General features: G+C 49.6%; 10 protein-coding genes and 1 tRNA gene (1 of these 11 cut by a window edge). 9 read left to right on the top strand and 2 right to left on the bottom strand.

The window, feature by feature from the left end:
• Positions 1–29: 29 nt before the first annotated feature.
• A complete protein-coding gene (locus JWG39_RS03110; protein WP_205217903.1) occupies positions 30–878 on the top strand; it encodes an FKBP-type peptidyl-prolyl cis-trans isomerase in 849 nt (282 codons plus the stop codon).
• Positions 879–983: 105 nt separating this feature from the next.
• On the opposite strand, the gene JWG39_RS03105 is transcribed toward JWG39_RS03110, so the two are convergent.
• Both JWG39_RS03105 and crcB read right to left on the bottom strand, forming a co-directional pair.
• Positions 984–2,072 (bottom strand): LptF/LptG family permease, encoded by a 1,089-nt coding sequence (locus JWG39_RS03105; protein WP_205217902.1) that lies wholly within the window; start codon positions 2,070–2,072, stop codon positions 984–986.
• Between the two features lie 29 nt (positions 2,073–2,101).
• A complete protein-coding gene (gene crcB / locus JWG39_RS03100; RefSeq protein WP_205217901.1) occupies positions 2,102–2,479 on the bottom strand; it encodes a fluoride efflux transporter CrcB in 378 nt (125 codons plus the stop codon).
• A gap of 529 nt (positions 2,480–3,008) precedes the next feature.
• On the opposite strand from crcB, the gene JWG39_RS03095 reads away from it, so the two are divergent.
• From JWG39_RS03095 to JWG39_RS03060, 8 genes are all read left to right on the top strand, one after another.
• Positions 3,009–4,055, top strand: a complete 1,047-nt coding sequence (locus tag JWG39_RS03095; RefSeq protein WP_205217900.1) for a DHH family phosphoesterase — start codon at positions 3,009–3,011, stop codon at positions 4,053–4,055.
• Between the two features lie 294 nt (positions 4,056–4,349).
• Positions 4,350–5,603, top strand: a complete 1,254-nt coding sequence (locus tag JWG39_RS03090) for a glucose-1-phosphate adenylyltransferase family protein (RefSeq protein WP_205217899.1) — start codon at positions 4,350–4,352, stop codon at positions 5,601–5,603.
• A complete protein-coding gene (locus JWG39_RS03085) occupies positions 5,600–6,865 on the top strand; it encodes a glucose-1-phosphate adenylyltransferase family protein (protein ID WP_205217898.1) in 1,266 nt (421 codons plus the stop codon). Before JWG39_RS03090 ends, JWG39_RS03085 begins: the two co-directional genes overlap by 4 nt.
• A gap of 59 nt (positions 6,866–6,924) precedes the next feature.
• Positions 6,925–7,000 (top strand) — tRNA-Arg (locus JWG39_RS03080).
• Positions 7,001–7,090: 90 nt separating this feature from the next.
• A complete protein-coding gene (locus JWG39_RS03075; protein WP_205217897.1) occupies positions 7,091–7,711 on the top strand; it encodes a CBS domain-containing protein in 621 nt (206 codons plus the stop codon).
• Positions 7,708–8,244: an HPP family protein gene (locus tag JWG39_RS03070; protein WP_205217896.1), complete on the top strand. Its 537-nt coding sequence runs from the start codon at positions 7,708–7,710 to the stop codon at positions 8,242–8,244. Before JWG39_RS03075 ends, JWG39_RS03070 begins: the two co-directional genes overlap by 4 nt.
• A 1,275-nt stretch (positions 8,245–9,519) precedes the next feature.
• Positions 9,520–10,899, top strand: coding sequence for a TolC family outer membrane protein (locus tag JWG39_RS03065; RefSeq protein WP_205217895.1), 1,380 nt, complete (start codon positions 9,520–9,522; stop codon positions 10,897–10,899).
• 198 nt (positions 10,900–11,097) lie between these two features.
• Positions 11,098–24,652, top strand: partial view of a DUF4347 domain-containing protein gene (locus tag JWG39_RS03060; protein ID WP_205217894.1) — the beginning only. It continues 15,869 nt past the right edge of the window; 13,555 of the gene's 29,424 nt are visible here — the first part of the coding sequence; its start codon is at positions 11,098–11,100; the stop codon falls past the right edge of the window.

Genomic DNA, 24,652 nt, shown 5'->3' with positions numbered 1-24,652 from the left:
GAACAGGGAACAATTTAAAGGAGAATACAATGAAAAAATATCTGGTAACAGTACTGTTGAGCATGACCATTGCTGTTCCGGCCATGGGTGCCGACGGGCCAAAAGATTTTGCAGATCAGCTGAGCTACAGCCTCGGCTATGAAATGGGGAGTTATCTCAAGAGTCTTGATGCCGGGATTAAATCGGAGATTCTCTTTAATGGCGCCGAGATGGCCCTGAAAGGGGAAAAACCGCTTATGAGCAAAGATGAGATGCTGCAAGTCAAAGAGACCTTTGCCAAACAGATGCAGGTTAAACAGATTGCCGAATTTGAAAAAATGAAAGAGGACAACCTTGCTGCCGGGAAAGCCTTCCTTGAGAAAAATAAGGCAGAAGAGGGTGTTGTTGTAACCGAAAGTGGTCTGCAGTACAAGATTGTCAAAGAAGGAAAAGGTCCCAAAGCAAAACCAGAAGATACGGTAACAGTGAATTACACAGGTACTCTTGTTGATGGAACTGTCTTTGACAGTACTGACAAACATGGTAAGCCTGCCCAATTTCAGGTAAACCGTGTTATCCCCGGCTGGACCGAAGCCATGCAGTTGATGAATCCCGGGATGAAGATGCATCTCGTTATTTCCTCTGAGCTTGCGTACGGTGAGCAGGGAGTTCCCCCTGTCATTGAGCCGAATTCAGTACTCGTATTTGATGTTGAACTCTTGAAAGTTGATGCCCCTAAAGTGGAGAAAAAAGTTGAGGCAGCTCCGGCCACTCCGGATGTTGCCGAACAGGCAAAAGCCGCCGCAGAAAAAGTAGAGGCTGCCGCCAGTAAAGTAGAGGCTGCTGCAAGTAAAGTAGAAGCTGCTGCTGAAAAAACTCCAGTGAAAGCCGCAGAATAAAAACCCTTCATAAGGGTCACAAAAAAAGGGAAGAGAGTCCACCAATGGACTCTCTTCCCTTTTTTTATGACCCCATTTATCAAGGCAGCCCTCAAGAGATTCGTTCTACCTGTCGTTCTTTTTCAGCAGATAAACTCCTGTGAGAGTAAAGAGAATATGCAGTGCACTTGCTGCAAACCATGGGGGAATATAGCCGGCTATCGACAGCGACTGCAATGCGCCCCACAGTCCCCAGGCAAAAAAGGCCAAACCGCAACTCACCGGGATTGCCACCGAGAGATCCCGTCCCCATTTCCGGTATGAATAGAGCAGGATGGGCAGTCCCAGCAGCAGCAGCGGCATTCCAAGAAGCAGGAAGGAGATACGGCCGAGAAAGGAGGTCCACGCTATATGCTTTTCGTTGGGAGTTCTGGCACGCTCCGTCTCCCAGAAAAGATCGGTGAGTGAGTATTCGGCAGCCTTGTTGACTGGCACGAGGAAGTCTGCCGGTGTTTCGTTGAAGGTAAACTTTTTGAGGCGAAAATCGTCGATTTTGTAACTGTGGTCAAGCTGCTGAAGCTGTATCTGTCCTCCGTGGAGTTCCCATTTATGTTGTTCGGCATGCCAGAAGGCGTATTTCGCTGTGATCAGTTTATTCAGGTTATACTCTTTGTCCCAGGTCGAATAGGAGAAGTTATTAAAGACATACTGCTTTGGATTCGGCCAGGCAAAGGAGTAGAAGCCCTCTGCTCCGCGGTAGTAGTAACGGCCATTGCGTACAATCCCCAGAGGGACCTTTCCTTTGAGTTCCTGATACCAGATATTGTTGGTAGCAGAGACGGTGACCGGCAGCAGCCACTGGGCAGCGGCGAGGTAGATCGTGGTGAGAAGAAGACCACCAAAAATGATCGGCTGAATGATTTTTTTCAGCGGAAGTCCACCTGCTTTCAGTGCAGTCAACTCATTGCTGTGGTTGAGTATGCCGAGCGTAATTACTCCGGCAAGAAGAATAAATACCGGGCCGAGCTGGTCCATGATGGAAGGGATGGTCAGCACAAAATAGGTCAATGATATCGACAGCGATTTCCCGGCATTACTGAAATCATCGCCTTTTTCAAAAAAGTCGATGAGCAGCCAGATGGAGACAAAGGCCATGTTTACGGTAAAAAAGTAACGAATAAACTGGCCGAAGAGATAACGATTGAGCAGATTCACAAATATACCTGTAGGTCAAAGTCCTGCCTTCAACGGAGGATTTTGGAGCAGATGAAAAAGCCGAGTGTAACCATGCCAATTCCAAAAATGTTGCTGATCGTCATATAGAGAATTCCGTTCAGCCCCTCACCAATTCGAAAAAATTGTTCGGATTCACGGGCATACGTTGAAAAAGTTGTCAAACCGCCGAGAAAACCAGTAAAGAGAAAAAGGCGGAAGTGATTGCTGATGGGAATACGGTCAAAAATTCCCCAAAGCAGACCAATCAACAGACAACCAAGCAGGTTGACGACAAGGGTGCCCAGCGGGAATTCAACCGGCACCAGCCGAGTTACAAGTTTGTCCATACCATAGCGACTTGTTGCGCCGAGGGCGCCGCCAAGGGCAACTGCAAAAAGTGTATACATGATTGAAGGCCATATTTTGAGAGTCCGGGAAGAAAAGTTCGCAATATTTATCAACCGGTGCTTTTATTTACAGTGTGTAACGGTTGGCAGCAGGGTGATATCTTCAAGAAATCTCATGGATAAAATTTGTGCAACAGTTTTACTCAGCATTGGAGCGCGAGGCAAGTAGCAAAAAAAGTAAAATGGCTGGCCGGGCATGTCTTTTTCAGCTGTGTATTTTCTTCGTTGATCCCGGCGAGAGTCTTCTGCTGCGGTTGTTCATTAAGGGCCAGACTTGCAATTCCTGCCCTCAGCGTGTAATTTCTAAGAGATTTTACGGAGAAGACTGGAGCCGGAAGTGTTACTTAACCTCTTGTTTTCTCTTAATTGTTCCGCTTTTTTTTGGCTTCCGGTCTGCGGAATATCTCTGAACGAGGAACAAGACCCTTCTTTATCCTCCGACGTCTCTGTCGGCGGGAATTCGGCACAGGACAGTGATTTTGATCTCTGGAATTATTCAGTGTGGGAGTGGGGTTTTTGTCTGTGAAAAATGAGTATAAAAAAACATGCTTGCGAAACGGAACTGCAGAAAAGTTGCAGCCAACTTTCTCTAAAAACGGCGAAAAATCGACTTCTTGCCTTTTGGGATATTTTTGAAAAAGAAGATACTGTCCTCGTGGTGATCAATGCGGACCCCGATGCCCTTGCGGCAGCGCTGGCAGTCAAAAAACTTCTTCGTTATAAAGCGAAAAGCGTTACCATTGCTCACCCCAATGAGATTCGCCGGGTGAACAATCAGTCGATGGTTGACCGGTTGAAAATTCCTCTCGTTCGCCTGAAAGATGTAAAACCCGATGACTACTCAAAACGGGTGATGGTGGATTCCCAGCCGCACCATCTTCCTGTTTTTGAAAAACTCCACTTTAACGCTATCATAGATCACCATCCCCTGGGGGGGGAATGGAGCGAATCCAGTTTCGTGGATATTCGTCCTGACTATGGTGCTACTTCCACCATGATGGTTGAATATCTGCGTGCGGCTGGCCTCAAACCGAGTATCGCCCTTGCCACAGCACTCTTTTATGGTATTAAGGTCGATACGCAGAACTTTGAACAGAAGTCACTGCTGGCTGACGGGGTTGCCTTTCGTTACCTCTTCACCATTGCCAACCGCGACCTGGTCCGCAAGTTCGAATTGACCGATCTGCGCCGTTCCGAATTGAAATATTTTGCTCAGGCGCTCGACGCTCTTAAATACTCGAAAGGTCGATATTACACCCATGTTGGTAAGGTGCGCAGTCCCGATGTGCTCGTTATTGTTGCTGACTTTCTTAACCATGTCGGAGAAATTGACTGGGTCTTTGTCTCCGGGATTCACGGTGAGAAGCTGGTCGTTATTTTTCGCTGTGATGGTTATCGTAAAAATGCTGGAAGAATTGCCGAACGAAGTTTTGGTGAGCTTGGTTCTGCAGGTGGACACAAAGGTGCAGCTCGCGCAGAGGTCCCATTAAAGAACCTTGAACTCGGTGATAAAGAATTTACCACGGAGACATTGAAGCGTTTTATCATGAGACATATTGAAGCGAAAAAGCCGTAACTGAAAAAAGAATATCTGTATTTATGAACCATATCCACATTGTCAAAGGGTTCCAGGCTTTACCTTGCCCGTCTTTTGGAATTACCGTATACTGCCAGTCTGAAAGAAAAGTAAACTCTGTGTACTCGTCAGTATCTGAACACAGGTGGAAATGTACCGCCTATGACTTTGATATAGGAGTCTGGCACGTACCTCCGAGGATAAATTTTTGACTGTAACGAAGAAGATAGATGGGCGAAAGACTGATTATTCAAGGTACCCTGAAGTCTTTACCACAGCAAACGAGGTTATTTTATGCCCAGGTCTTCAACGCTTGCAATGATTCTGGCTGGCGGTCGTGTTGATGAACTTAATGTTCTGACCCACCACCGTCCAAAGTCTGCCGTTCCTTTCGGGGGCTTTGGACGAATTATTGACTTTTCTTTGAGTAATCTCATGAACTCGGAGATCTGGCAGGTTTCTATCCTGAGTCAGTATCGCAGTTTCTCTCTCATTAACCATATTGGTACAGGTGCTGCCTGGAATATGATCGGGCGTGATCGTCAGGTCCTGGTTATGCCACCATACCAGGGGGCAAATAATGAGGGCTGGTATCGCGGTCCCGCAGATGCCATCTATAAAAATCTCGATTACGTTCAATATAACGATCCTGAAGAGGTTCTGATTCTCTCTGGTGATCACATTTACAACATGGATTATCAGCAGCTGTTGAATTATCACCGGGAGAAAGATGCCGATATCACAATGGCCTTCACCCGCGTGCCGAAGGATGCGGTTGGGCGCTTTGGCATTGGCATGCTCGACGATGCAGATGGTGAGACAGGTGGAAGGTTGACGAAGTTCTGGGAAAAATCAGCCGAAGCTGAAAGTAACTGGGCTTCAATGTCAATTTTCTGTTTTAAACCAGAGATCCTCTACGAGGTGCTGCAAAAGGCGCAGGATCAAGACTGGCATCACTTCGGGCGAGAAATTATTCCTGCTCTGCTGCAGAGTAATCGCAAAATATATGGGTATAAATTTAACGGATACTGGGGCTACACCCGAACTATCAATGAGTATTGGCAGTCGAATATGGATATGCTCGGTGATAACCCTCCCATAGATCTTGAAAAATGGGTTTTTCGCACCAATCTCAACCATCGTCGTATCCGCGACAACGGCCCGACTCTGATTGCTGAAGGCGGGATCGCTACGAACACGATGATATACAACGGCAGTGAGGTTTACGGTACAGTTCGCAATTCGATTATTTTTCCCGGTGTACAGATAAAAAAGGGTGCTGTCGTTGAAAATTCGGTTCTTTTCTTCGGCAATATCATTGGCGAAAATTGTCATCTGAACAAGGTGGTTTCCGATGTGAATAATCGTTTTGGACGAAACTGCACTGTCGGTACCACAGGGGACTACAAAACGGCTGAGGTAACAGTTGTTGGCTGGAATAATGTGATTCCGCTGGAAACTGTAATCGGAGCAGGGGCTACCATCAATCCACAGCTCGCTGCCAATCGGTGGCACAAAGATGTTGCCGCAGGGGAGGTGCTGGAATGAAAGGTAACGATGCACTGGTTCTCATACTCGCAGGTGGCGTTGGCAGTCGCTTGAATATTCTTGTGCAGAAGCGGGCAAAACCGGCTGTTCCTTTTGGCGGGTTGTATCGGATTATTGACTTTGCCCTGAGTAATGTTATGAACTCGGGACTCTCGCAGGTGGGAGTCCTCACCCAGTATAAACCGCTCTCACTGATGAGGCATCTTGCGGACGGGGAACCATGGGACTTTATCGGGCGGGACCGGGGTATCAGCATTCTGCCGCCAAGAACGGGGGAAAAAGAGTCGGACTGGTACAAGGGGACGGCGGACGCAGTGCGCCGTAATCTTGACTATCTGGAGGCTCATCCGGTACGGGAAGTGATAATTCTCTCGGGTGATCATATTTACCGTATGGATTTTAATGCCATGATCGCCTTTCACAGATCAAAGAAAGCTGATTTTTCCATTGGTATGATGATCGTCCCACGCAGTGAAATTCATCAGTTTGGTGCAGGTATAATTGATGATAACAATCGCATTATCGACTGGGAAGAGAAGCCGAAAAAGCCGAAGACCAATCTGGCCTCCATGGGGATATATGTTTTCGACTATAAATATCTTATTAAAACGCTGAAGGAAAACCCTTCCGAACTTGATTTCGGAGCTGACATTTTGCCGAGGGCGATTGTTCAGGATAATGTTTTTGCCTATCCCTTCTATGGTTACTGGCGCGATGTCGGAACAATTCAAGCCTATTGGGAGGCCAATATGGACGTCCTGCATCGTAACGGAATCTCTCCGCAGGACTGGGATATTCATAGCAATGTGCACAGTGACAGGCATTATGCAGATCGACCGCCGGCACGTCTTGGCTCAAAGGCAGCTGTGGATACAGCACTTATCTCCGGCGGTTGTAAAATTGATGGAAAGGTGCATAACTCTGTGTTGTCCCCCGGTGTTGTGGTAGAAGAGGGTGCGGAGATTGAAGGTTCGATTATTTTTGAAGACTGTATTATTCGCAAAGGTGCCCATATCGATCTCGCTATCATCGACAAGAGGGTTGAAGTTGGGGCGGGCGCTGTTGTAGGTGCCGGAACGAACTATACATGTGTTAACCGTTACAAACCGGATCATCTTTATTCCGGCATCAGCCTGATAGGCCAGGATGTCGTTATCCCGGAGGGATTTCGCATCGGACGCAACTGTGTAGTCAACAGTTCAACCACAGAGGTCGTCTGGCCCGAAACAGAACTCAAGGACGGAGAGTCTCTCTTTTTTTGAAAAATAGGGTGCAAGCTGTAGAATTTACGGTTATAAAAACCTACATTTGATGAATATACGCCCTCGTAGCTCAGGGGATAGAGCACAGGATTCCTAATCCTGGTGTCGGCGGTCCGATTCCGCCCGGGGGCACCAATATATTAACGACTTACCTGCTTAAAAGCGGGTAGGTCGTTTTTGTTTTTGTCTGAGCCATTTTTTACGGCACCATAAAGGAGGAGGAGAATGAAAGAAATACATCCTGCCGATTTTATTTCGGTAGATATTTCCGAGCATGATGTGATTGAGGCAATGAAACATATCCCAGGCTATATAGATATTACCCCTGGTGATTTTAAGGCAGTGTATCAATTCGCCTGTACCTTTGCGAGAGATCGCCTCTTAAGCAGCCTTACTGCGGAGAAGATCATGACCGTGCCTGTGATTTTTGTAGACCAGGAAATGCCCCTTGTTGAGGTGGCAGAGCTGCTGGCTGAAAAACACATTTCCGGGTGCCCGGTCGTCGGTCAGCAGGGCAGAATAGTGGGGGTGGTATCCGAAAAAGATTTTCTTAAAGAGATGGGATTTGGTGTTACACCTTCCTTTATGCAACTGGCCGTTCACTGCTTGAACAGTAAAAGTTGTATGATACATAAATTACACAACAAGACGGTTGGATCTATTATGACAACACCACCGATAACCGCAGATACAAAGATAACCATCGGCGCGATCTCGACTCTTTTTGCTCAACACCAGATTAACCGCGTGCCGATTGTCGATAATGAGGGAAAACCTGTCGGTCTGGTCAGCCGTACTGATCTGGCACACTCCTATCAGCGTTTAGGAGAGAGGGCGCACGTATGAACTACCTCAAAAAGATGAAAGGTGGCGGCCAGAGTCCTCCTCAGGTTGGTCTGCAGGAAGTTTTCTGGTCCTGGATAGGGAGTTTTTTGGGTCTTGGGGCAGTGTCTCTGATTCATTACAAAATACTCGAGGAGACGGGTTTAATGATGATTATCGGCTCCTTTGGTGCTTCGGCGGTACTTATCTACGGCGCTGTTCGAAGTCCTTTAGCGCAACCACGAAATCTCCTTGGGGGGCATATCCTTTCCGCCATTGTCGGCGTGTCAGCCTTCCAGTGGCTGGGTGGCCAGCCCTGGCTGGCAGCATCCATTGCTGTTTCTACTTCTATTGCCGTAATGCATCTCACCAAAACTCTTCACCCACCCGGTGGTGCTACAGCCCTTATCGCGGTTATTGGTGGTGATGGTGTGCATAATCTCGGTTACCTCTATGTTGTGATGCCCGTTGCTCTCGGGGCAATTACAATGCTTGCTGTTGCTCTTATAATTAATAATATTCCGAAGAATCGAAAATATCCGGAATCCTGGTATTAGGGTTACAGTACATCTTTTCAACTGGAGACCAGTGTAATGCTCCAGTTGGAATTGGAGAAAGCCCTTACTTGAGAGAGTGCGGGCTTTCACTTCCTTTATGTTTTGCCAGAGAATTTTCTTTTGTGGAATCAATAGTTAAACATTTTTGCCCTTCTTCTGTCCATAAATCGTGGGAACCCGGGACGCCTTTAGAGTTTCGCTGATGTGTCAACACACATCTTTTTTTGGCCATGAGGAATGGATAGGATGTAACATTGATTTCATTGTAGAAACGTCTGTTGTGCTGGAGACGCCCAAATTGGTCGTCTCTACAAAGACCTTTTGCTTTTTCCTGTCTCCTGCCCCCCTCTTTTTCCTGCCTCCCGTTTTTTCCCATAAATACAAAACCATGTTGTCACCACGGGGGGGAGCAGCGGGATTGTATTCAGATCCGCACAATCAATACCTGTAATACCATTCCTATTAAGTTATACCCCGGTTTGTATCCTGTTTATCCATCCGTAGTTACAAACAACAAAAGGAACCACGAATGGACACGGATAAACACGAATTATTACTCATTCGTCATCGCCAAAAAAGATGTCTACGTAGTCTCGTTATATGGTCAATACAAAATGTAAATGGGATAGATTGTATTGTATGTCACCAATTCCTGGCAGCTACTTCGGGAAACTTGTAGAGCATGATACCTCGGCTGGACAAGAAACTCAGTCTGCTGTTTCATTCAAACTTCCTTCACCGATTGTTCTTTACAAAGTACGCTGCTGTCTGCAGAGGTTATACACTTGCATCATACGAGTTCAGGTATTTTGAAATTTTGAAATGTGAAATAAACCTGATAGACATTTTTCACTTTAAAAATGAAAAAAAGACACATGGGTGATGCGGCAGTGAGGTGTCTATTCCTCTTGTCCTCTTGCTAACTTTCTGTTATTCTGTAATTGTTTTATTTTAAATCAGAAACTACAAGGCTGTTTTTATTAACCTGACGGGCATTAAAATCTAAAAAATACAAGTCTTTAGTGACCTGTTATCAGGGGGGTATTCTTAATCAAAGTTGATCTCATTACCCGCCGAATTAATAATGAAATGATAGTGATGTAAAAGCTTCGATTAGATAAAAGTGAGAAGGAATTCCAAATAAAAGTTTGAAAATTTTGAAGACAAATTTTGTGTATACCGTCTTACTGTCAACGGAGAAATAGAGCGTGTTAACAAGACTGCACCACCTCTCATTTCTATGGACTGGTGCGCTTACACTGAGGAGGGGAGGGAATGACTGACCAAGAGGGATTATTTCACAGATGGGTTGCTGGAAAAGGGTGCTCCATGGCCCTGTTACTCTGTTTGTTGAGTGTGATGTTGTGTGAAAAAGCTGGTGCTTTAGACCTCTCCGAGGTGTTTCGGCTGGCTGAAAAGAACGATCCGTCTTTTCGCAGTATCTCTTTCCAGAGGGAGGCTACCTATGAAGGGAAGAGACAGGCAATAGGGCTTATGCTGCCGACTTTAACTGGAAATGCCGGGTACACCTCTACCTCCCAGGATGTGGAAAGTACCGACAACGATGTTTTTGATCTGGGGAAAACTGATTATGACACCACAAGCTATGGTCTTACCCTGACTCAACCATTGTTTCACTGGGATTTGATTGTGGGGTATCAGCAGGCCAGGGCGGAAAACTTTTGGGCAGATGCCGAACTGCTTGTTGCCCGTCAAGCTCTTATGGTGCACGTAACCGATCTCTATCTCAAGGCGCTTAGTGCTCAGGATCAGCTGGATTACGCCACTGCGGAACTGAAGTCAGTGGAGAAACATTATGAACTTGCCCAGGGAAGGCACCAGATGGGGCTTATTCCCATAACGGACCTGTATGACGCAAAAGCCAGACTGGCTTCTGTTCAAGCAATTTCAATAGAGACCCGCAACCTGCTGGACGATGCGAAGGTTGCCCTCGAAGAAGTTATTGGAGAGCCCGTTACCGCAATTAATCCGTTGCGGGAGAAGATCGCTCTCCTCCCCCCGGACCCGGTTTCTCTGGAGTCGTGGCTTGAACGTGCTCTGGAGCAGAATCCTTCCATCAAATTGCAGCAACATGCTGTTGATGTGGCCGACTACGAGGTGCGTCGGCAGTTTGCGGCCCATTATCCTACCCTTGATGTCGTCGGTCATTATACGAATGAAGATTCAGACGGTACTGTTTTCGGCGGAGGTGGTGTGGTTGATACATATGATGTGATGGTTCAGCTCAGCATACCATTTTATCAGGGCGGGATCGTCAATTCGAAGGTTCGGGCAGCAAAACACAAATTGAGCTCTGCCCGTCAGGATCTCACAAAAGAAACTCGGTCGGTAGCTCGTCAGACCCGTGCCGCGTTCCTTGGTGTTGATACAGCACTGAAAAAAATAGATGCGCTCGATCAGTCGATGACGGCGAACCGGATGGCGCTTGAAACCAAACAGGAAGGATATCTCTCCGGCCTGTTTACCTCTTTGAATATACTTGATGCTGAGAGAGACGTGTCTCTTGTGAGTATTGATTATGCGAAGGCGAGGTACAGATATGTTCTTAACAGTCTTCAACTTAAGCAGGCAGCTGGGAGTCTCACTGCGAATGATTTGGACAATCTCAACAAGTGGTTTACCGCTGGTGAGTGAATGTCGGGAGTGATCAGGTTGCGTCCGAACCAGTTGAAACCCTTAAATATTTTAAACGTGGCGGAAATTGTTGAGAAAAGAATGGGGTGATCGTTCGGATACATGTTTTGTCGGGTTGTCACGTTGCCCTGTTTCAGGGCTTGAAGAAAATACCGGATTTGGATCTGTCAGGATTATCAGGCCGGGATTGTCTGTCGGGTGCACCGTCTTTTACACGAGTTGGATGTACAGATCGTTTCTATAGATGTCTGTGGTGAAAGAGAGAACAGGATCTACTTAATTACATTGATGGGGGTCGCTATGCTGCGCCGTCTACAAAGAAAACTGGCACAAAAAAAGAAACAGCAGGGAAAGGTTGAAGCACGCCGGAAAATACGGTTTGAATCGCTTGAGCCGCGTATTTTGTTATCTGCTGACCTGGGTATCGAAAAACCTGCTGGAGATGTTGTCACGGACGACGTTCAGGCTCCACTTGAACAGGTTCTTGAGCAGACACTCAGCCCGGATGTAGAGAGCGCAGGTATTGAAGATTCTGACAGCACACTCCAATCAGCGGAAGAAGTCTCCCCTTCTGGTGCTGCAGCGGCAGAGCAGCCTGCAGCTGAGCCGGAAACGGCAACATTCGGCGATACGGTCGGTGATACGGCTGGTGACTCCATCAACATGGTGGAGGCGACCGCCGGTGTAACCGAATTTGTTTTTCTTGATAATTCGGTGCCGGACAGTGAACAGTTGCTGAGCCAACTCCAGCAGAACAGCCAGAACAGTAACATTGAAATAATCGAACTCACAGCCGATTCCGACGGGGTCTCGCAGATCGATCAGGCGCTTGACGGGCGCTCGAATATTGGGGCTATTCATATTTTATCCCACGGTTCGGAGGGCGAAATCCGTCTTGGCAGTTCCACCCTGACGATCGACAGCCTGAGCAGTGACAGGTTCAACCAGTGGAAATCCGCTCTTAATGAAGATGGCGACATCCTGCTGTACGGATGTAATGTGGCTGGCAATGAGGCGGGTGTCGACTTTGTCGAGCGTTTAGCTGACGTTACCGGTGCCGATGTGGCGGCGTCAACGGACGCTACCGGATCCTCGGAATATGGCGGGGACTGGGATCTTGAAGCAGTGCAGGGCAGTGTGGAAACCGTATCGCTGGGGCAACGGGTCGACCTGAATACTTATTCAGGTCTGCTCGCTGACATCGACGGGACCGCCGGTAATGACACCATCAGTACCTTTGCGGACGGAGATGTCCTGCGCGGTGGATCTGGGGATGACACCTATGTTTTCACGAACGGCCAGGGTGATATCGAAATCGAGGAATACGTCAACAGCGGTAGTGATACTCTTAATTTCTCGGCAGTCTCCGACAACCTTACCTTCACAGTTCATGCCGATGGGACAATCTCTATCTCCGGCGGTGGGAACACGGTAACCACTTCTGCATATATTGAAAATATTACCGGTGGCTCGGGTGACGATACATTTATTTTTGAGAATGGCGCGGAGGTTGAAGGTGTTCTGGATGGCGGGAGCGGTACGAACACCCTCGATTACAGTGCCTATGACACCACAGTAACCGTCGATCTCTCTGTTTTACCCGCTGCTCCGGTTACCACGGATCCCGCGGCTGATCCATTTTCGCAGCCAGCCTATTCGCCAACTGGTGCCCAGGGAATCCGTAACTTCCAGCGTGTTCTCGGCGGCTCCGGGGCGAACATAATCTCCGGCTCCTCCACTGGTGCCGTTCTTCAGGGTGGCGATGACAATGATGAGCTGACTCCTGCAGGCGGCATAAGCCTGCTGACCGGCGCGAATGGTGATGACACCTATATCTTCATGGATGGCTGGGGAACGGCTGCCTGCACCGAGTCGACCGGAAATGGTGATGACACGCTTGATTTCTCGGCGGTAACAGCGAATTTGAGTTTTACCATCAATACAGATGGCTCGGTATCCGTGAGTGATGGCACGAATACTCTTACGGCCATTTCGACAGGTCAGGGCATTGACCAGTTGATCGGTGGGCTGGGCGACAATACCTATATTTTTGCAAACGGCTCCAATTTTGATGGCACCATCATCGGAGGAACATCTGATACGGATGGTAATCTTGGCACCAACACCTTTGATTTTTCCAGCAGCACCTCATCTGTTACTATCGATCTCACCTCCGGGAAATTCGGCAATATCAGCTTCAATAATATCAACAGTGTTATCGGTGGCAGCGTGGGTGACGAATTCTCGACCTCTACGGAAGACAATACCCTGATCGGTGGTGCTGGCAACGACACATATAACTTCGAAGACGAGTGGGGACAGGATATCATCGTCGAGCTGGCCGGGCAGGGGAGTGATACCCTCGATTTCTCGGCTGTGACCACGGACCTGACCTTTACTGTGCACAGCAACAACAGTGTCTCGGTTACTGACGGGACCAATAATGTGTCCACCACCTCTGTCTCTGTCATTGAGACCCTCATCGGCGGTGGTGGTAATAACACCTTCGTTTTCGAGGATGGAGCTTCGTTCAACGGGACCGTTAATGGCGGTGTTGATCTCAATGATGACAAAGGGAACAACACCCTCGATTTTTCAGCGTTTACAAAGGGTCTTACGGTCAACGTCGCAACCGGTTCTGCCATTGAGTCAGGTGGTCCGTTTTCTGCGAGTTTCAGCAATATCAAAAATGTAATCGGCGGTGGCGGTAACGATACTGTTTATGGATCCGATGACGACAACACTCTGGCGGGTGGCGGCGGGGCAGACACCTTTTACTCAAGCACAGGTACAGATATAATCACTGGTGGAGACGGGAGTGACAGGTATATCGCAAGTGGAGATGAGGACGTCAGCGTTTTCGATTTCAGTGATACGGATGCAACGGATGATGCTGTTCTTGAGATCGGCGAGAAAAGTGATCTCATCAGTTCCATCGAGACTGTGGAATACACTGCGGGTGCTGGTGACAATACGCTGCAGGCTGGCAGTTATACTCTTGGCAACATAAGCTATAATGGTGTTGCGGGGGAGAATACTGTCGATCTTTCCCTGAGCGGCAGTGATATTGCTTTTACCTTCAGCTCCCTGACCGGACTCACCGCGCTCGTGGGTGACAGCGGTAATTCGGTTTCAGCCCAGTCCGTGAAAACCGTCAAAGGTGGCACGGGCGGTGATACCGCTGATTTCTCGGCGATTACTGAAAATCTTACGTTTACCATAAAAGCTGATGATACTGTTGAAGTAACCGATGGGATTGAAACCCTTATTCTTTCAGGTATCAACAATCTTGTCGGTGGTACTGGCAAAGACACCTTCGTCTTTGAAGAAAACGCTTATCTGGATGGAACCATTGACGGCGGCCTCGGTACGGAAAACACCCTGGATTACTCCGCATTCACAGATCTCAGCATTTATGTTGATATGAAGACGCCGGACAGTGACAGTGCTGCATCGACTGGTTCAGCCTCTAATACCGAAGGTATCACGCGGATTCAGAATGTTATCGGCGGCGAGGGTGATGATCGTATCTACGGCAGTGATGAAGCCAATGTTTTTCATGGTGGCGAAGGTGACGACAGTCTGCATGGCGCAGGTGGTGCCGATGAGCTTTGGGGCGGTTCAGGTGGTGATGTATTCTCTGGCGGTGAAGGAGTTGACCAGATCTATGGCGAGGGTGGAATCGACTCGCTGGAAGAGGAGCAGGATGGAACTTCCATGGTGCTGGCTGACAATACGGCAATTGCTGGTGTGACTGATGATGCTCTCTTGACCATTGATGGGGTGACAGATACGCTGACCGGAATTGAGCAGGTGGTTCTCACCGGTGGTGACAGTGTGAACACTCTTGATGCATCCGCATTCTCCCTTGGCAGAGTGGCACTCATCGGTGGAGAAGGTAATGATACACTCATCGGTGGTTTGGGTGACGACTTCTTTACCGGCGGCCTGGGTACAGATGATATCCAGGGTGGCGGTGGAACCAATACCATTGTCGAGGAGCGTGACGCAGATTTTGTCCTGACCAATAGCAATTTGACCATTGCCGGGGAGGTGGACGATCTCACTAATATTCAGCAGGCTCAGCTTACAGGTGGAGCTGGTGACAATAGTATCGATGCCTCAGGATTTACGCCGGGAAGTGTAAGCCTTGATGGTGATGCAGGTGACGATATCCTGAGAGGCGGTTCGGGTGACGACTTCCTCAGCGGTGGTGCAGGCTATGATCAGCTCTTTGGCGGCGCGGGAACGGATACTGTGGTCGAGGTAAACGACAGCCGTTTTGTCCTCACCGATTCGACCCTTGATATGGGCGAGGGCACGGATGAAACCGTGACCATAAATATTGATGACACTGTTACCGGCGGGACCTTTACCCTTACCTGTAACGGTGAGGAAACTGCTCCCATCGCCTTTGACGCCGATGCTCAGACCGTGGCGCAGGCGCTTGGACTGCTCACTTCTCTGGCAAGTCAGGATATAAATGTTTCCCGCACTCGGGTCGCTGTTCCGGTAACTACACTGGTTGGCGATCTCAATGACGGGGATGGCATAACCACCGTCGCGGGTTCAGATCTGCAGATTACCCTCACGGATGAAATAACAACTGTTGAAGTTGACCTGAGCAGTGCGACAGACTTGCAGGATATTCTGGATCAGATTTCCGATGCAGACGCCCGACTGACAGCAGTCCTCAATGACCAGGGGACAGGTATAGATATTATCGACACCACGGATGACGGTGGATATCTCACCGTATCGGCGCTGAACGATTCAACTGCGGCGGAAGATCTGGGTATCCTCGGTACGACCTACGGTTCAACGCTGTACGGTGGGGTTCTCACTGACACATTGGGACCATGGATCATCACCTTTACGGCCAACGAAGCAGGGCAAAATGCAGCCGATATTTCTGTTGATGACACTGGTCTGGCTGGTGGCAATATCGGTGTGCCTGTAATTGTGCAAGGTGCCACAGTTGAAAACACGCTGGCCAGCATCGAAAAAGCAGACCTGACCGGTGGCGCTAAAGCCAACTTTATGACCGCCGCAACCTTTTCCGGCGATGTCATACTCTCGGGTGGCGAGAACGATGATACCCTGATCGGCGGGGTCGGTAACGATGAATTATATGGCGGGGCAGGCAACGATATCCTGACAGGCGGCCTGGGAAATGACAGTATCGAGGGCGGCGAGGATATTGATCTGCTCATCGAAACGAAGAACGGGGCGGTTATTACCTTGACGAATACCCTGTTCACCTCGGATGGCGAAACCAATACGCTCTCCGGTATCGAACAGGCTGACATAACCGGTGGCGCTGCTGGCAACACTCTCGACGCATCTGGTTTCAACGGCGTCTCCGTTGATACTGATGTAAATTATCTCAATAATGGCGATGGGTTAAGTACCACCGATGAATCTCAGGTCAATCTCACCGGATCTGAATCCACAACTCCGCTTTCAGCACTTAACAATGGCAACGGGGTTGAAACTGTTACCGGCAATGATGTTCAGATTACCCTGAGTGATGGTACTTTCTACAATGTTGATCTTTCCGGTGCTGTCACCCTGCAGGATCTTATTGATATCATTGATGATCTTGACAGCAATCTCTTCGCATCTCTCAACAGCGACGGCAACGGTCTGGAGCTGACTGATGCCAGCGGCGGTGGCGGGTCTTTTGCCGTTTCCGCGCTGAATGCTTCCGATGCATTGGCTGGCCTGGGACTCAGTGGTGTTACGGAGTCCGGTGGTACAATACATGGAACACCATTTGCCGGGGCGTCTGCGGATATCCGAATCGTTCTCTCCGATTTAACTGCTGTCGATGTCGACCTCAGCAATGTTGCGACTCTTCAGGATGTTATTGATGCTGTCAGCTACAGCAGTGATAGGTTGACAGCCACACTGAACAGCTCCGGTGGTATTGAGATTATTGATAGTTCCGGCGGGAGCAATGTTGTCACTATCAGCTCCATTAATGGCTCAGGTGCTGCCGCAGCCCTTGGCTTTACTACTGGCACCGGTTCTTCTGCAGGTTTTGTCGGTTCGGCGGTTCTCGCTGGCAGTGTCGTGATTGATGGCGGCGGAGGCAGTGATATCATCACCGGAACCAGCGGCAATGATACTCTGACTGGCGGCACCGGCGCTGATACAATTGATGGCGGAGCCGGCGCAGAAGACCGGCTGGTTGAATCCCGGTCCACTGGAGTTGATTTTGATCTTGATAATGATCAGCTGATTATTGGTGCGGAAGGCACAGATAACTTGGCGAACATTGAGCTCGCCACCCTGGAAGGCTCAGCTGCTGCGCAGACAATTGATGCCTCCGACTTTTCCGGTGACACCATTCTGATCAGTGGCGGTGGTGCTGATACCCTTCTGGGAGGAGATGGCAACGATATCTTCCGGGTGGACATTTCCAATCTGACCGGTGCGCAGAAGGTTGATGTCTCTCCCGGAGGCGGTACTGACAATGAACTTGTCATCCTCGGCAGCGGAGATTTTGTCCAGCAGTCAGACTTCAACTGGATCACCTTTACCCCCGATGCTTCAGGCACGACCATAACGGTGGAATCCGATGATACCCTGACCATAGAAGATGATATCACAAGTGCAGGTATCAATCTTGGTTTCAGGGCGGAAACGATCAATGTGCTGGGAGCCACCATCAGCACCGATCATAATACCATGGCGGGCAGTATCACCTTCGAAGCTGATCATATCTTGATAGACGAAGACAGCTCAGGCAATCGTGCCGATATCCATGCCATTACTACCTCGGGAAGCAGTGCCGACGGTGATATCAGTTTTCTCGCAGCCGATGTCTTTAAGGACTTCACCGGCCTGGGTTTTGCTAATGTTGATTACAATGAAGCGGATGTAACCATAGGCAACGCCCTCATAACAGGTGGAACTGTCACTGTTCAGGCCACCGCTGAAGCTGAAAAGTATAATATCGATTTTGGTGAGACCTGGATTGGCGATAAGCTCGAATCCCTCGCGGGCGGTGTCCTGAAAGGAATGGAAGGTTTCTCACTGATCGCAGGGGTTTCTGTGGCCACCTCCATTGCAAAGATCAATGTTGAGGAAGATGCCGAGATCCATGCCGATAATTTTATTGCGCACTCGATGGCAACCACCCTTGTAAAGGCCTCGCCCAAGAGTATTTTTCTCGGTGTTGCCGTGGGTATTGGCACCACTGTTTCAGAGACGGTGATTGATGGAACCATAATCACTTCCGAAGACCTTACTGTTCGCGCCAGCGGAGATAATACGATAAGCGTTTCAGCCTCGGTAGAAGACAAATCCAATGCTGCAGCAATAGCCGTATCTGTCCTTGATTCCACTGTTCGCGCACAGGTTGGCGATACGGCCACTCTTACCGTTGGCCAAAATCTGTTTGTACGTGGCGACACGGTGGACCATAATTCAACAACGGCGTCAACAAAATCAGAAAAAGACGGCAAGGTTGGGATTGCGGTAGCGGTCAGTGTTGAAAATGGTACGACGAGTGCCTTTCTCGACGGTGACGCCGATGTTGCAGGCAATATCGATGTTGAGGCCGTGCAGGAGAAAGAAGCTGTCAGTGGTAAAAAACTTGGTTTTATCCCCACGTTATCTAATGGGATTTCGGCCAGTGTCGAAATTCCCGGTGAGAAAACCGGTATTTCCAAAAAAATTGATGATTTTACCTCCGGCATAAAGAAGAAGATCACAGACAAGGTGGACTCCACCAAAGTCTACAAAGATAATACAGTTAAGAGCCTCAGGGAGAAACCCGGCCAATACGTCACGGATTTCCTGAAAAAGAACGAGACCATTAAAAAGATGATGGAATCGCCGGTCACCAACAAATACGATATTGGTGGTGCAGTCGCGGTCTCGATTGATACCAACAAGGCAGAAGCCCGCATAGGTGACGGGGTAAATCATGCCGATGTCGAGGCTGATGGTTACATTGAAGTCTCTGCCACCACTTCCAACCGTCCGAAAGTTTCGGCGAGTTCGTCGGTTACCAACGAAACGACCAGCACCGATCCGGCACAATCCCAGGCGAAATTCGGTGGCTCTGTCGCAATAGCCGTCGGCGTCTATAACGATGATGCGGATGCATACATTTCAGGCAATACCAACGTTGACTCCAAAGGCTTCCTGACCGTCGATGCAACAACGCTCAATCAGATCGATCCCTTGTCGCTCTGGGGTGCCAACCTTATCTCACCGCTGCTCGATGAGAACAGGATCGCAACCCATACTACTGATACCGAAGGTCTTACGACGGTAAATCTCCAGGATACTGTCGAAGTGACCGATAATCACACCGGCAACGGTGATGTTGGCAACTGGTATAAATATGTTGGCAGCACTCCGTCTACTCAATTTGATCTGAGTGAGGCTGATTTTACAACTGATGACTGGGAAGATCTCGGTAATCCCGCCGCCAATATTGGCACGGAGTATATTGCCACCATCGGTACTTACCTCGACAGCAATGCCGGGTTAATGGGCAACCTGGTCGATACTTCTTCAAGCGCTGCTGCCACAGGGCAGAAACTGGCCCTTGCTGGAGCTTTTACCTCGGTCGTACTCACCCATGATGCCCATGCCGTTATCAAAGACGGCGCTGAAATTAACCAGGACCCGAATGGTGTGAACAACGACACCAACTTTCGCACGGGGAGCCAGGATGTCATCGTTGAAGGTCTGAGTGTTAACCATGCTGTAAATATGGTCGGTGATCTGTCGGTTATGGATGCCAAAAAACTGGTCACTTTCTGGAAAGATCTCTCGGAGGCTGCATCACCAACTGCCGCTGGTGCCAGTACCGGTCTCTACTGGTATGAAAATGATGTCAGTGCAACCATCGACAAAGGTGTGCTTTTGTACGCTGACAGCCTTGAAGTGGATGCCGCCAACGAAGGGATGTCGATTGTTCTGCTGACCTCGGGAGGAGAAGCCGGAAATTTCGGCTTCAACGGCGCTTTCGGAGGAACGGTGGTCAACAACAGTACTGTGGCCCGTATTGCGGAGGGTTCGACAATTGAAGTTGGCAGCGGTGAAGTTGCGGACAGTGATGGCAACCACGCATCCATATTTGTTCATGCAACTGATACCACGACTGTTATTACGGCTTCCGGTGCTATGACTGAGTCTCAGTCTGGAGGGGTTGGAGCCTCTCTGGCGGTTGCCGTCAGCCAGCGCCATACCGAGGCAGTCATTGGTGACACAACAGGGACGGAAGCTGCTGCTGGAACTCTTACTTCTGGCGGAGATGTCCTCGTATCCTCTAAGAACAGCGGATTTATCGGCAGCTTCGCCGTTGCCGGCTCGAAAAGCTCGCCGGCGTCAGAGTCGCCTTCCAATACTGCCAGCGACCCTGGTGTAACACCTTTTGCAGGTACCGGCGGTACCCAGGGTTCTGACGGCAGTGCGCAGTCGGATAGTGACCTGCTCAACTGGCAGACCGGTATGCTCAGTGTCCTGACAGAAATGAAAGACAATGACAAGGTCAGTGGCAAGGTCACTGGTGCCGCTGCCGCTACTGATCAGGCTTCGAAAACTACTGAAAAGGGCAAAACCGGTTATGCTATATCAGGTGCGGTAACTGTCAACTATGTTCACGATGATGCGCTTGCATATCTGCGCAACATTGTTTCATTGGAAGCGCAAAGCCTCACTCTTGAGGCCGATGATGCAACGATAGTCGCTTCGCTGGCCGGTTCCGTTGCCATTACAAGCAGTAAGTCTGATCAGAAGGCTGTGAGTATTGCAGCTGGAGTTGGTATTAACGTTGTTACCGGCACGACCTCCGCTTTTGTTGATGGAGCTGATTTAACCCTCACCGGTCTTGAAGTACTGGCGGATCGAGATGGCTGGGTTGTCTCTCTGGCTGCCGGAGTTGCTGGTGCTACTGGCAAAAAAGGCTACGCAATTGGTGGTTCAGTTGGTTTCACGCACAGTGAGACGGTTACAGAGGCAGCTCTCAGGAATGCCACCGGCCTGGTTAACGGGACGATCAAAGTGGAAGCAAACGATGATACCAACATTATCATCGTCGCAGGTGCCGGAGGCTTTGGCGGTAAAGCCGGCGTTGGTGCAGCGATAGCTTTTTCCGACATCTCCAATAAAGTTATCTCCCAGATAGAAAACGTTACAGACTTTACCCATCACGGTAATGTTGATGTCAACGCCATTTCCGATGGCATGATACTCTCCGTCGTTGGAGCTGTCGGTGTGGCTACTGGTGGTGGTGGTGAAGCAGGTTACGGTATCGGCGGCACGATCGCCGTCAACTATATTAACAATGAGGTTGATGCGGCAATTCTCGGCAGCACGACTCTCAGTGGCTCGACAGGTAATATATCCCTGTTGGCGGATGACAGCGCTGCCATTTATTCCATGGCCGGAGGTTTTGCTTATGGCAAGAGTGCCGGTATAGGACTGGCATTTGCCGTCAACCTGCTTGACAATGAAATTACCTCAAGGGTGGAAGGCTCTACGCTCATTACCACTGGCAGTCTTACCAGTGAAGCGAAAGAAAAAGGTATGCTGGTTACCGTCAGTGTTGGTGGTGCCGGATCAGAGAAAACTGCTGTCGGCGGTTCGGTGTCGGTCAATGTCGTGAGCAACACCATAGATAGTCATATCTCTGCCTCCAGTGATATTGATGTAGATGGTGCTGTCCTGGTGGATGCATCTGATGCTACGACACTGGTATCCGTTGCCGGTGGCATTGCTTTTTCTAAAAAAGGTGCCGTTGGTGCGGCAATAGGAGTCAACGTTGTCGACAACGAGATCAACGCAGCCATTGACAGCAGCAGAGTCATTGCCGGAACGACCCTCGATGTCAGTGCACAAGCCGAAGAGACTATTGTGGCTGTCGCGGTTGGCGGAGCAGGTGCCTCTAAATTAGCCATCGGAGGATCTCTTTCCACCAACGTGATCGACAACACGGTAACGGCAAAAATAGCCAACACCGAGAGCCTGGCGCAGACATCGGCTGACCCGAATGTGGTTGTCGCTGATGTTTCGGCGGCAGGGAATATTGGTGTGCATGCCAGCGACAAAACGAACATGATCGTCATTGCCGGTGGTTTTGCCGGTTCCAAAGAGGCTGCCGTTGGCGCCGCGATTGGGACTACCTGGCTTGGTAACGATATCACCGCAACCATAGACAATACAAAAGTTACGTCAAATACCGGCAATATTAATGTCATCGCCGGAATGGCGAAGCCTGCGGATGACAGCGCCTTGTCAGGAATCAACTCCAACATGCCTGGTGTCGATCTCCCGACAGAAAACAGCGGCCAGTTGCTGACGCTGGTGATCGGCGGGGCAGGTGGCGGCAAAGTCGCGGCTGGTTTCGGGGTTTCCGTCAACAACGTTGCTAATACTGTTGTCGCATCCATTGCCAATGGCAGTGATGTTAAGGCAACGGCCGGAGCAGTTTCCGTGACCGCGACAGATGCATCAGTCATCGATGCCCTTGCCTTTGGCGGGGCCGGGGCAGGGAAAGTAGCAGGCGGTGGGGCAATTGCAGTCAATACAATTACGAACACTATCAGTGCTGCGATCTCCGGTTCCACGGTTGTCGCAGGAACCAGCGTTGAGGTAACAGCAACTTCATCATCTATCATCCGGACTCTTGGCATGGGCGTCTCCGGAGCAGGTAATGTTGCCGTCTCCATCTCCGGTATAGGTAATGGTGTCGCCAACAATGTTACTGCGTCGATAGATGGCGGTTCAACCGTGTATGCTGGTGGCGATGTAGTGCTGACAGCCAGCGATGAGGCACCATCTGCGCTTCCAGACTGGATGTTGCCGGATGAAATGGATGCCGATTTCAATGAGGCACTGGATGGTTCGCCCATTGACCTTGATGCCAATATTCTTGCCCTCCAGCTCAGTATAGCCGGTTCCGGCAAAGTAGCGGTCGGGGTCTCGCTGATGGGTAATGTGGTCGCTAATACGGTGACTGCTGACATAGACGGCTCAACGGTAATTGCCGGTGCCAATGCAACCGGTACCATCGTCAGTAGCGATGGAGACATTATTATAGAAACGTTGAGTGATTCAGGTATTATTGCATTGTCAGTCGGTGTGGCAGGTTCTGGTAACGTTTCAGTGAACGCCAGTGGTTTTGGTAACGTAATAACCAATGGGACCATTGCTGAGGTGACGGGTGGTTCAACTGTCAAGAGCGGCGGTCGCATTGATCTTTCTGCCACAGATCAGTCGCAGATCAGATCGCTTGGTATTGGCATTGCCGCATCCGGTTCTGCTGCCGTCTCCGTGCTGGTAGGTGCCAACGTCATAACCAACGATGTGAAGAGCCGGATTTCCGGTTCAACGGTGGACAGCGCTTCCACCCTCGATCTTACTGCCGCAAACGAGGCCGACATTCTTAGTTTTACCGCTGGTATCGCAGCCTCTGGTTCAGCTGCGGTAATGACCTCGCTGTCGGGGAATGTCATAACCAACTCAACCTCTGCGGTAATCGAAAATGGTGCAGCTCGCTCGAATATCGATGCAGTCGGTGCCATAACCCTTTCAGCAACTGACAGCTCGAACATTGATTCACTGGCCTTTGGTGTTGCCGGTTCGGGCGGTGTTGCGGTGGGCGTTGCGGCTTCGGCCAACGTTATCGTCAATACTGTGGAAAGCCGTATCAGTGGCAGTGACGTAGACGGGAATTCGACCCTTTCTCTTACCTCCCTCTCGTCTTCCGGTATTCATACTCTCGCTGTTGGTGTTGCCGGTTCCGGTACCGTAGCAGTACAGGTGACCGCCATGGGTAATGTTGTGGCGAACAATGTCAGCGCTGTTATTGATCAGGCATCAATTGTCAATATGGACGGTACGATAACACTTACTGCAAGTGATGCGGCACCAGGCCTGATTCCTGACTGGCTGTCGAGTCCTGACAGCAACAGTCTTGTTCCCGGTGAGTATTCAAGTGATATCAGTGACGGAACTGCGGGCACACCGTTCAGCATTGATTCAAATATCCTTTCGGTGATGATCAGTGTGGCGGCATCCGGCACAGTCGCCGTCAATGCCGCCTTTGTCGGTAATGTGATTGCCAATACCATTGAAACATCGATAAACAACGCCTCTGTCGCTTCCGTTGCCGGAGATGTTATTCTCGACAGTGATTCGAACGCAGGTATAATTGCGCTTACCGTGGGTGTGGCAGGCTCTGGTGCAGTTGCCGTTAATGCTACAGGTTATGGTAACGTGATTACCAACAGCGTCGGCTCATATATTGAAAATGATGCAGTTGTCACAACTGAGGCTGCCGATGGTACTGTGTCCCTTGATGCAGACGATATATCACTTATCAGGTCGGCAGGCATCAGTGTTTCAGGGACCGGTGCCGTCGCTGTTGGTGCGCTTATCGCTGCAAATGTGGTAACCAACAGTGTGGAATCAAAGGTTGCCGGATCAAAAGTCGACAGTGATTCCACTATAGCTCTGAGCGCAACAAACGACAGCAGCATTCTCGGGCTTACGGTGGGGGTTGCCGGTTCTGGTGCTGTTGCTATCTCCCTGTCCCTGACGGGTGCGGTTGTGGTCAATACAACAGTATCCGGCATTACCGGTTATGAACGACTGGATGGTGACGGCAATGTAATTGCTGCTTACAACTCCGATGTCGACGCAGTTGGCGATATTACTCTTGCCGCACTGGACAGCTCAGAGATCAACACGCTTGCTGTCGGAGTTGCCGGAACTGGTGCTGTTGCCG

The organism is Desulforhopalus vacuolatus (assembly GCF_016918505.1).
Taxonomy (GTDB): Bacteria; Desulfobacterota; Desulfobulbia; order Desulfobulbales; family Desulfocapsaceae; genus Desulforhopalus; species Desulforhopalus vacuolatus.
The sequence above is the reverse complement of the archived record's forward strand: the minus strand, read 5'-3'. Positions and strand labels throughout refer to the sequence as shown.

Bases quoted from the DNA above. Each gene is read 5' to 3' on its own strand.
- JWG39_RS03070 (WP_205217896.1), top strand. From the start codon at position 7,708: ATGAACTACCTCAAAAAGATGAAAGGTGGCGGCCAGAGTCCTCCTCAG.
- JWG39_RS03090 (WP_205217899.1), top strand. From the start codon at position 4,350: ATGCCCAGGTCTTCAACGCTTGCAATGATTCTGGCTGGCGGTCGTGTT.
- JWG39_RS03110 (WP_205217903.1), top strand. From the start codon at position 30: ATGAAAAAATATCTGGTAACAGTACTGTTGAGCATGACCATTGCTGTT.
- JWG39_RS03085 (WP_205217898.1), top strand. From the start codon at position 5,600: ATGAAAGGTAACGATGCACTGGTTCTCATACTCGCAGGTGGCGTTGGC.
- JWG39_RS03095 (WP_205217900.1), top strand. From the start codon at position 3,009: ATGAGTATAAAAAAACATGCTTGCGAAACGGAACTGCAGAAAAGTTGC.
- crcB (WP_205217901.1), bottom strand. From the start codon at position 2,479: ATGTATACACTTTTTGCAGTTGCCCTTGGCGGCGCCCTCGGCGCAACA.
- JWG39_RS03075 (WP_205217897.1), top strand. From the start codon at position 7,091: ATGAAAGAAATACATCCTGCCGATTTTATTTCGGTAGATATTTCCGAG.
- JWG39_RS03065 (WP_205217895.1), top strand. From the start codon at position 9,520: ATGACTGACCAAGAGGGATTATTTCACAGATGGGTTGCTGGAAAAGGG.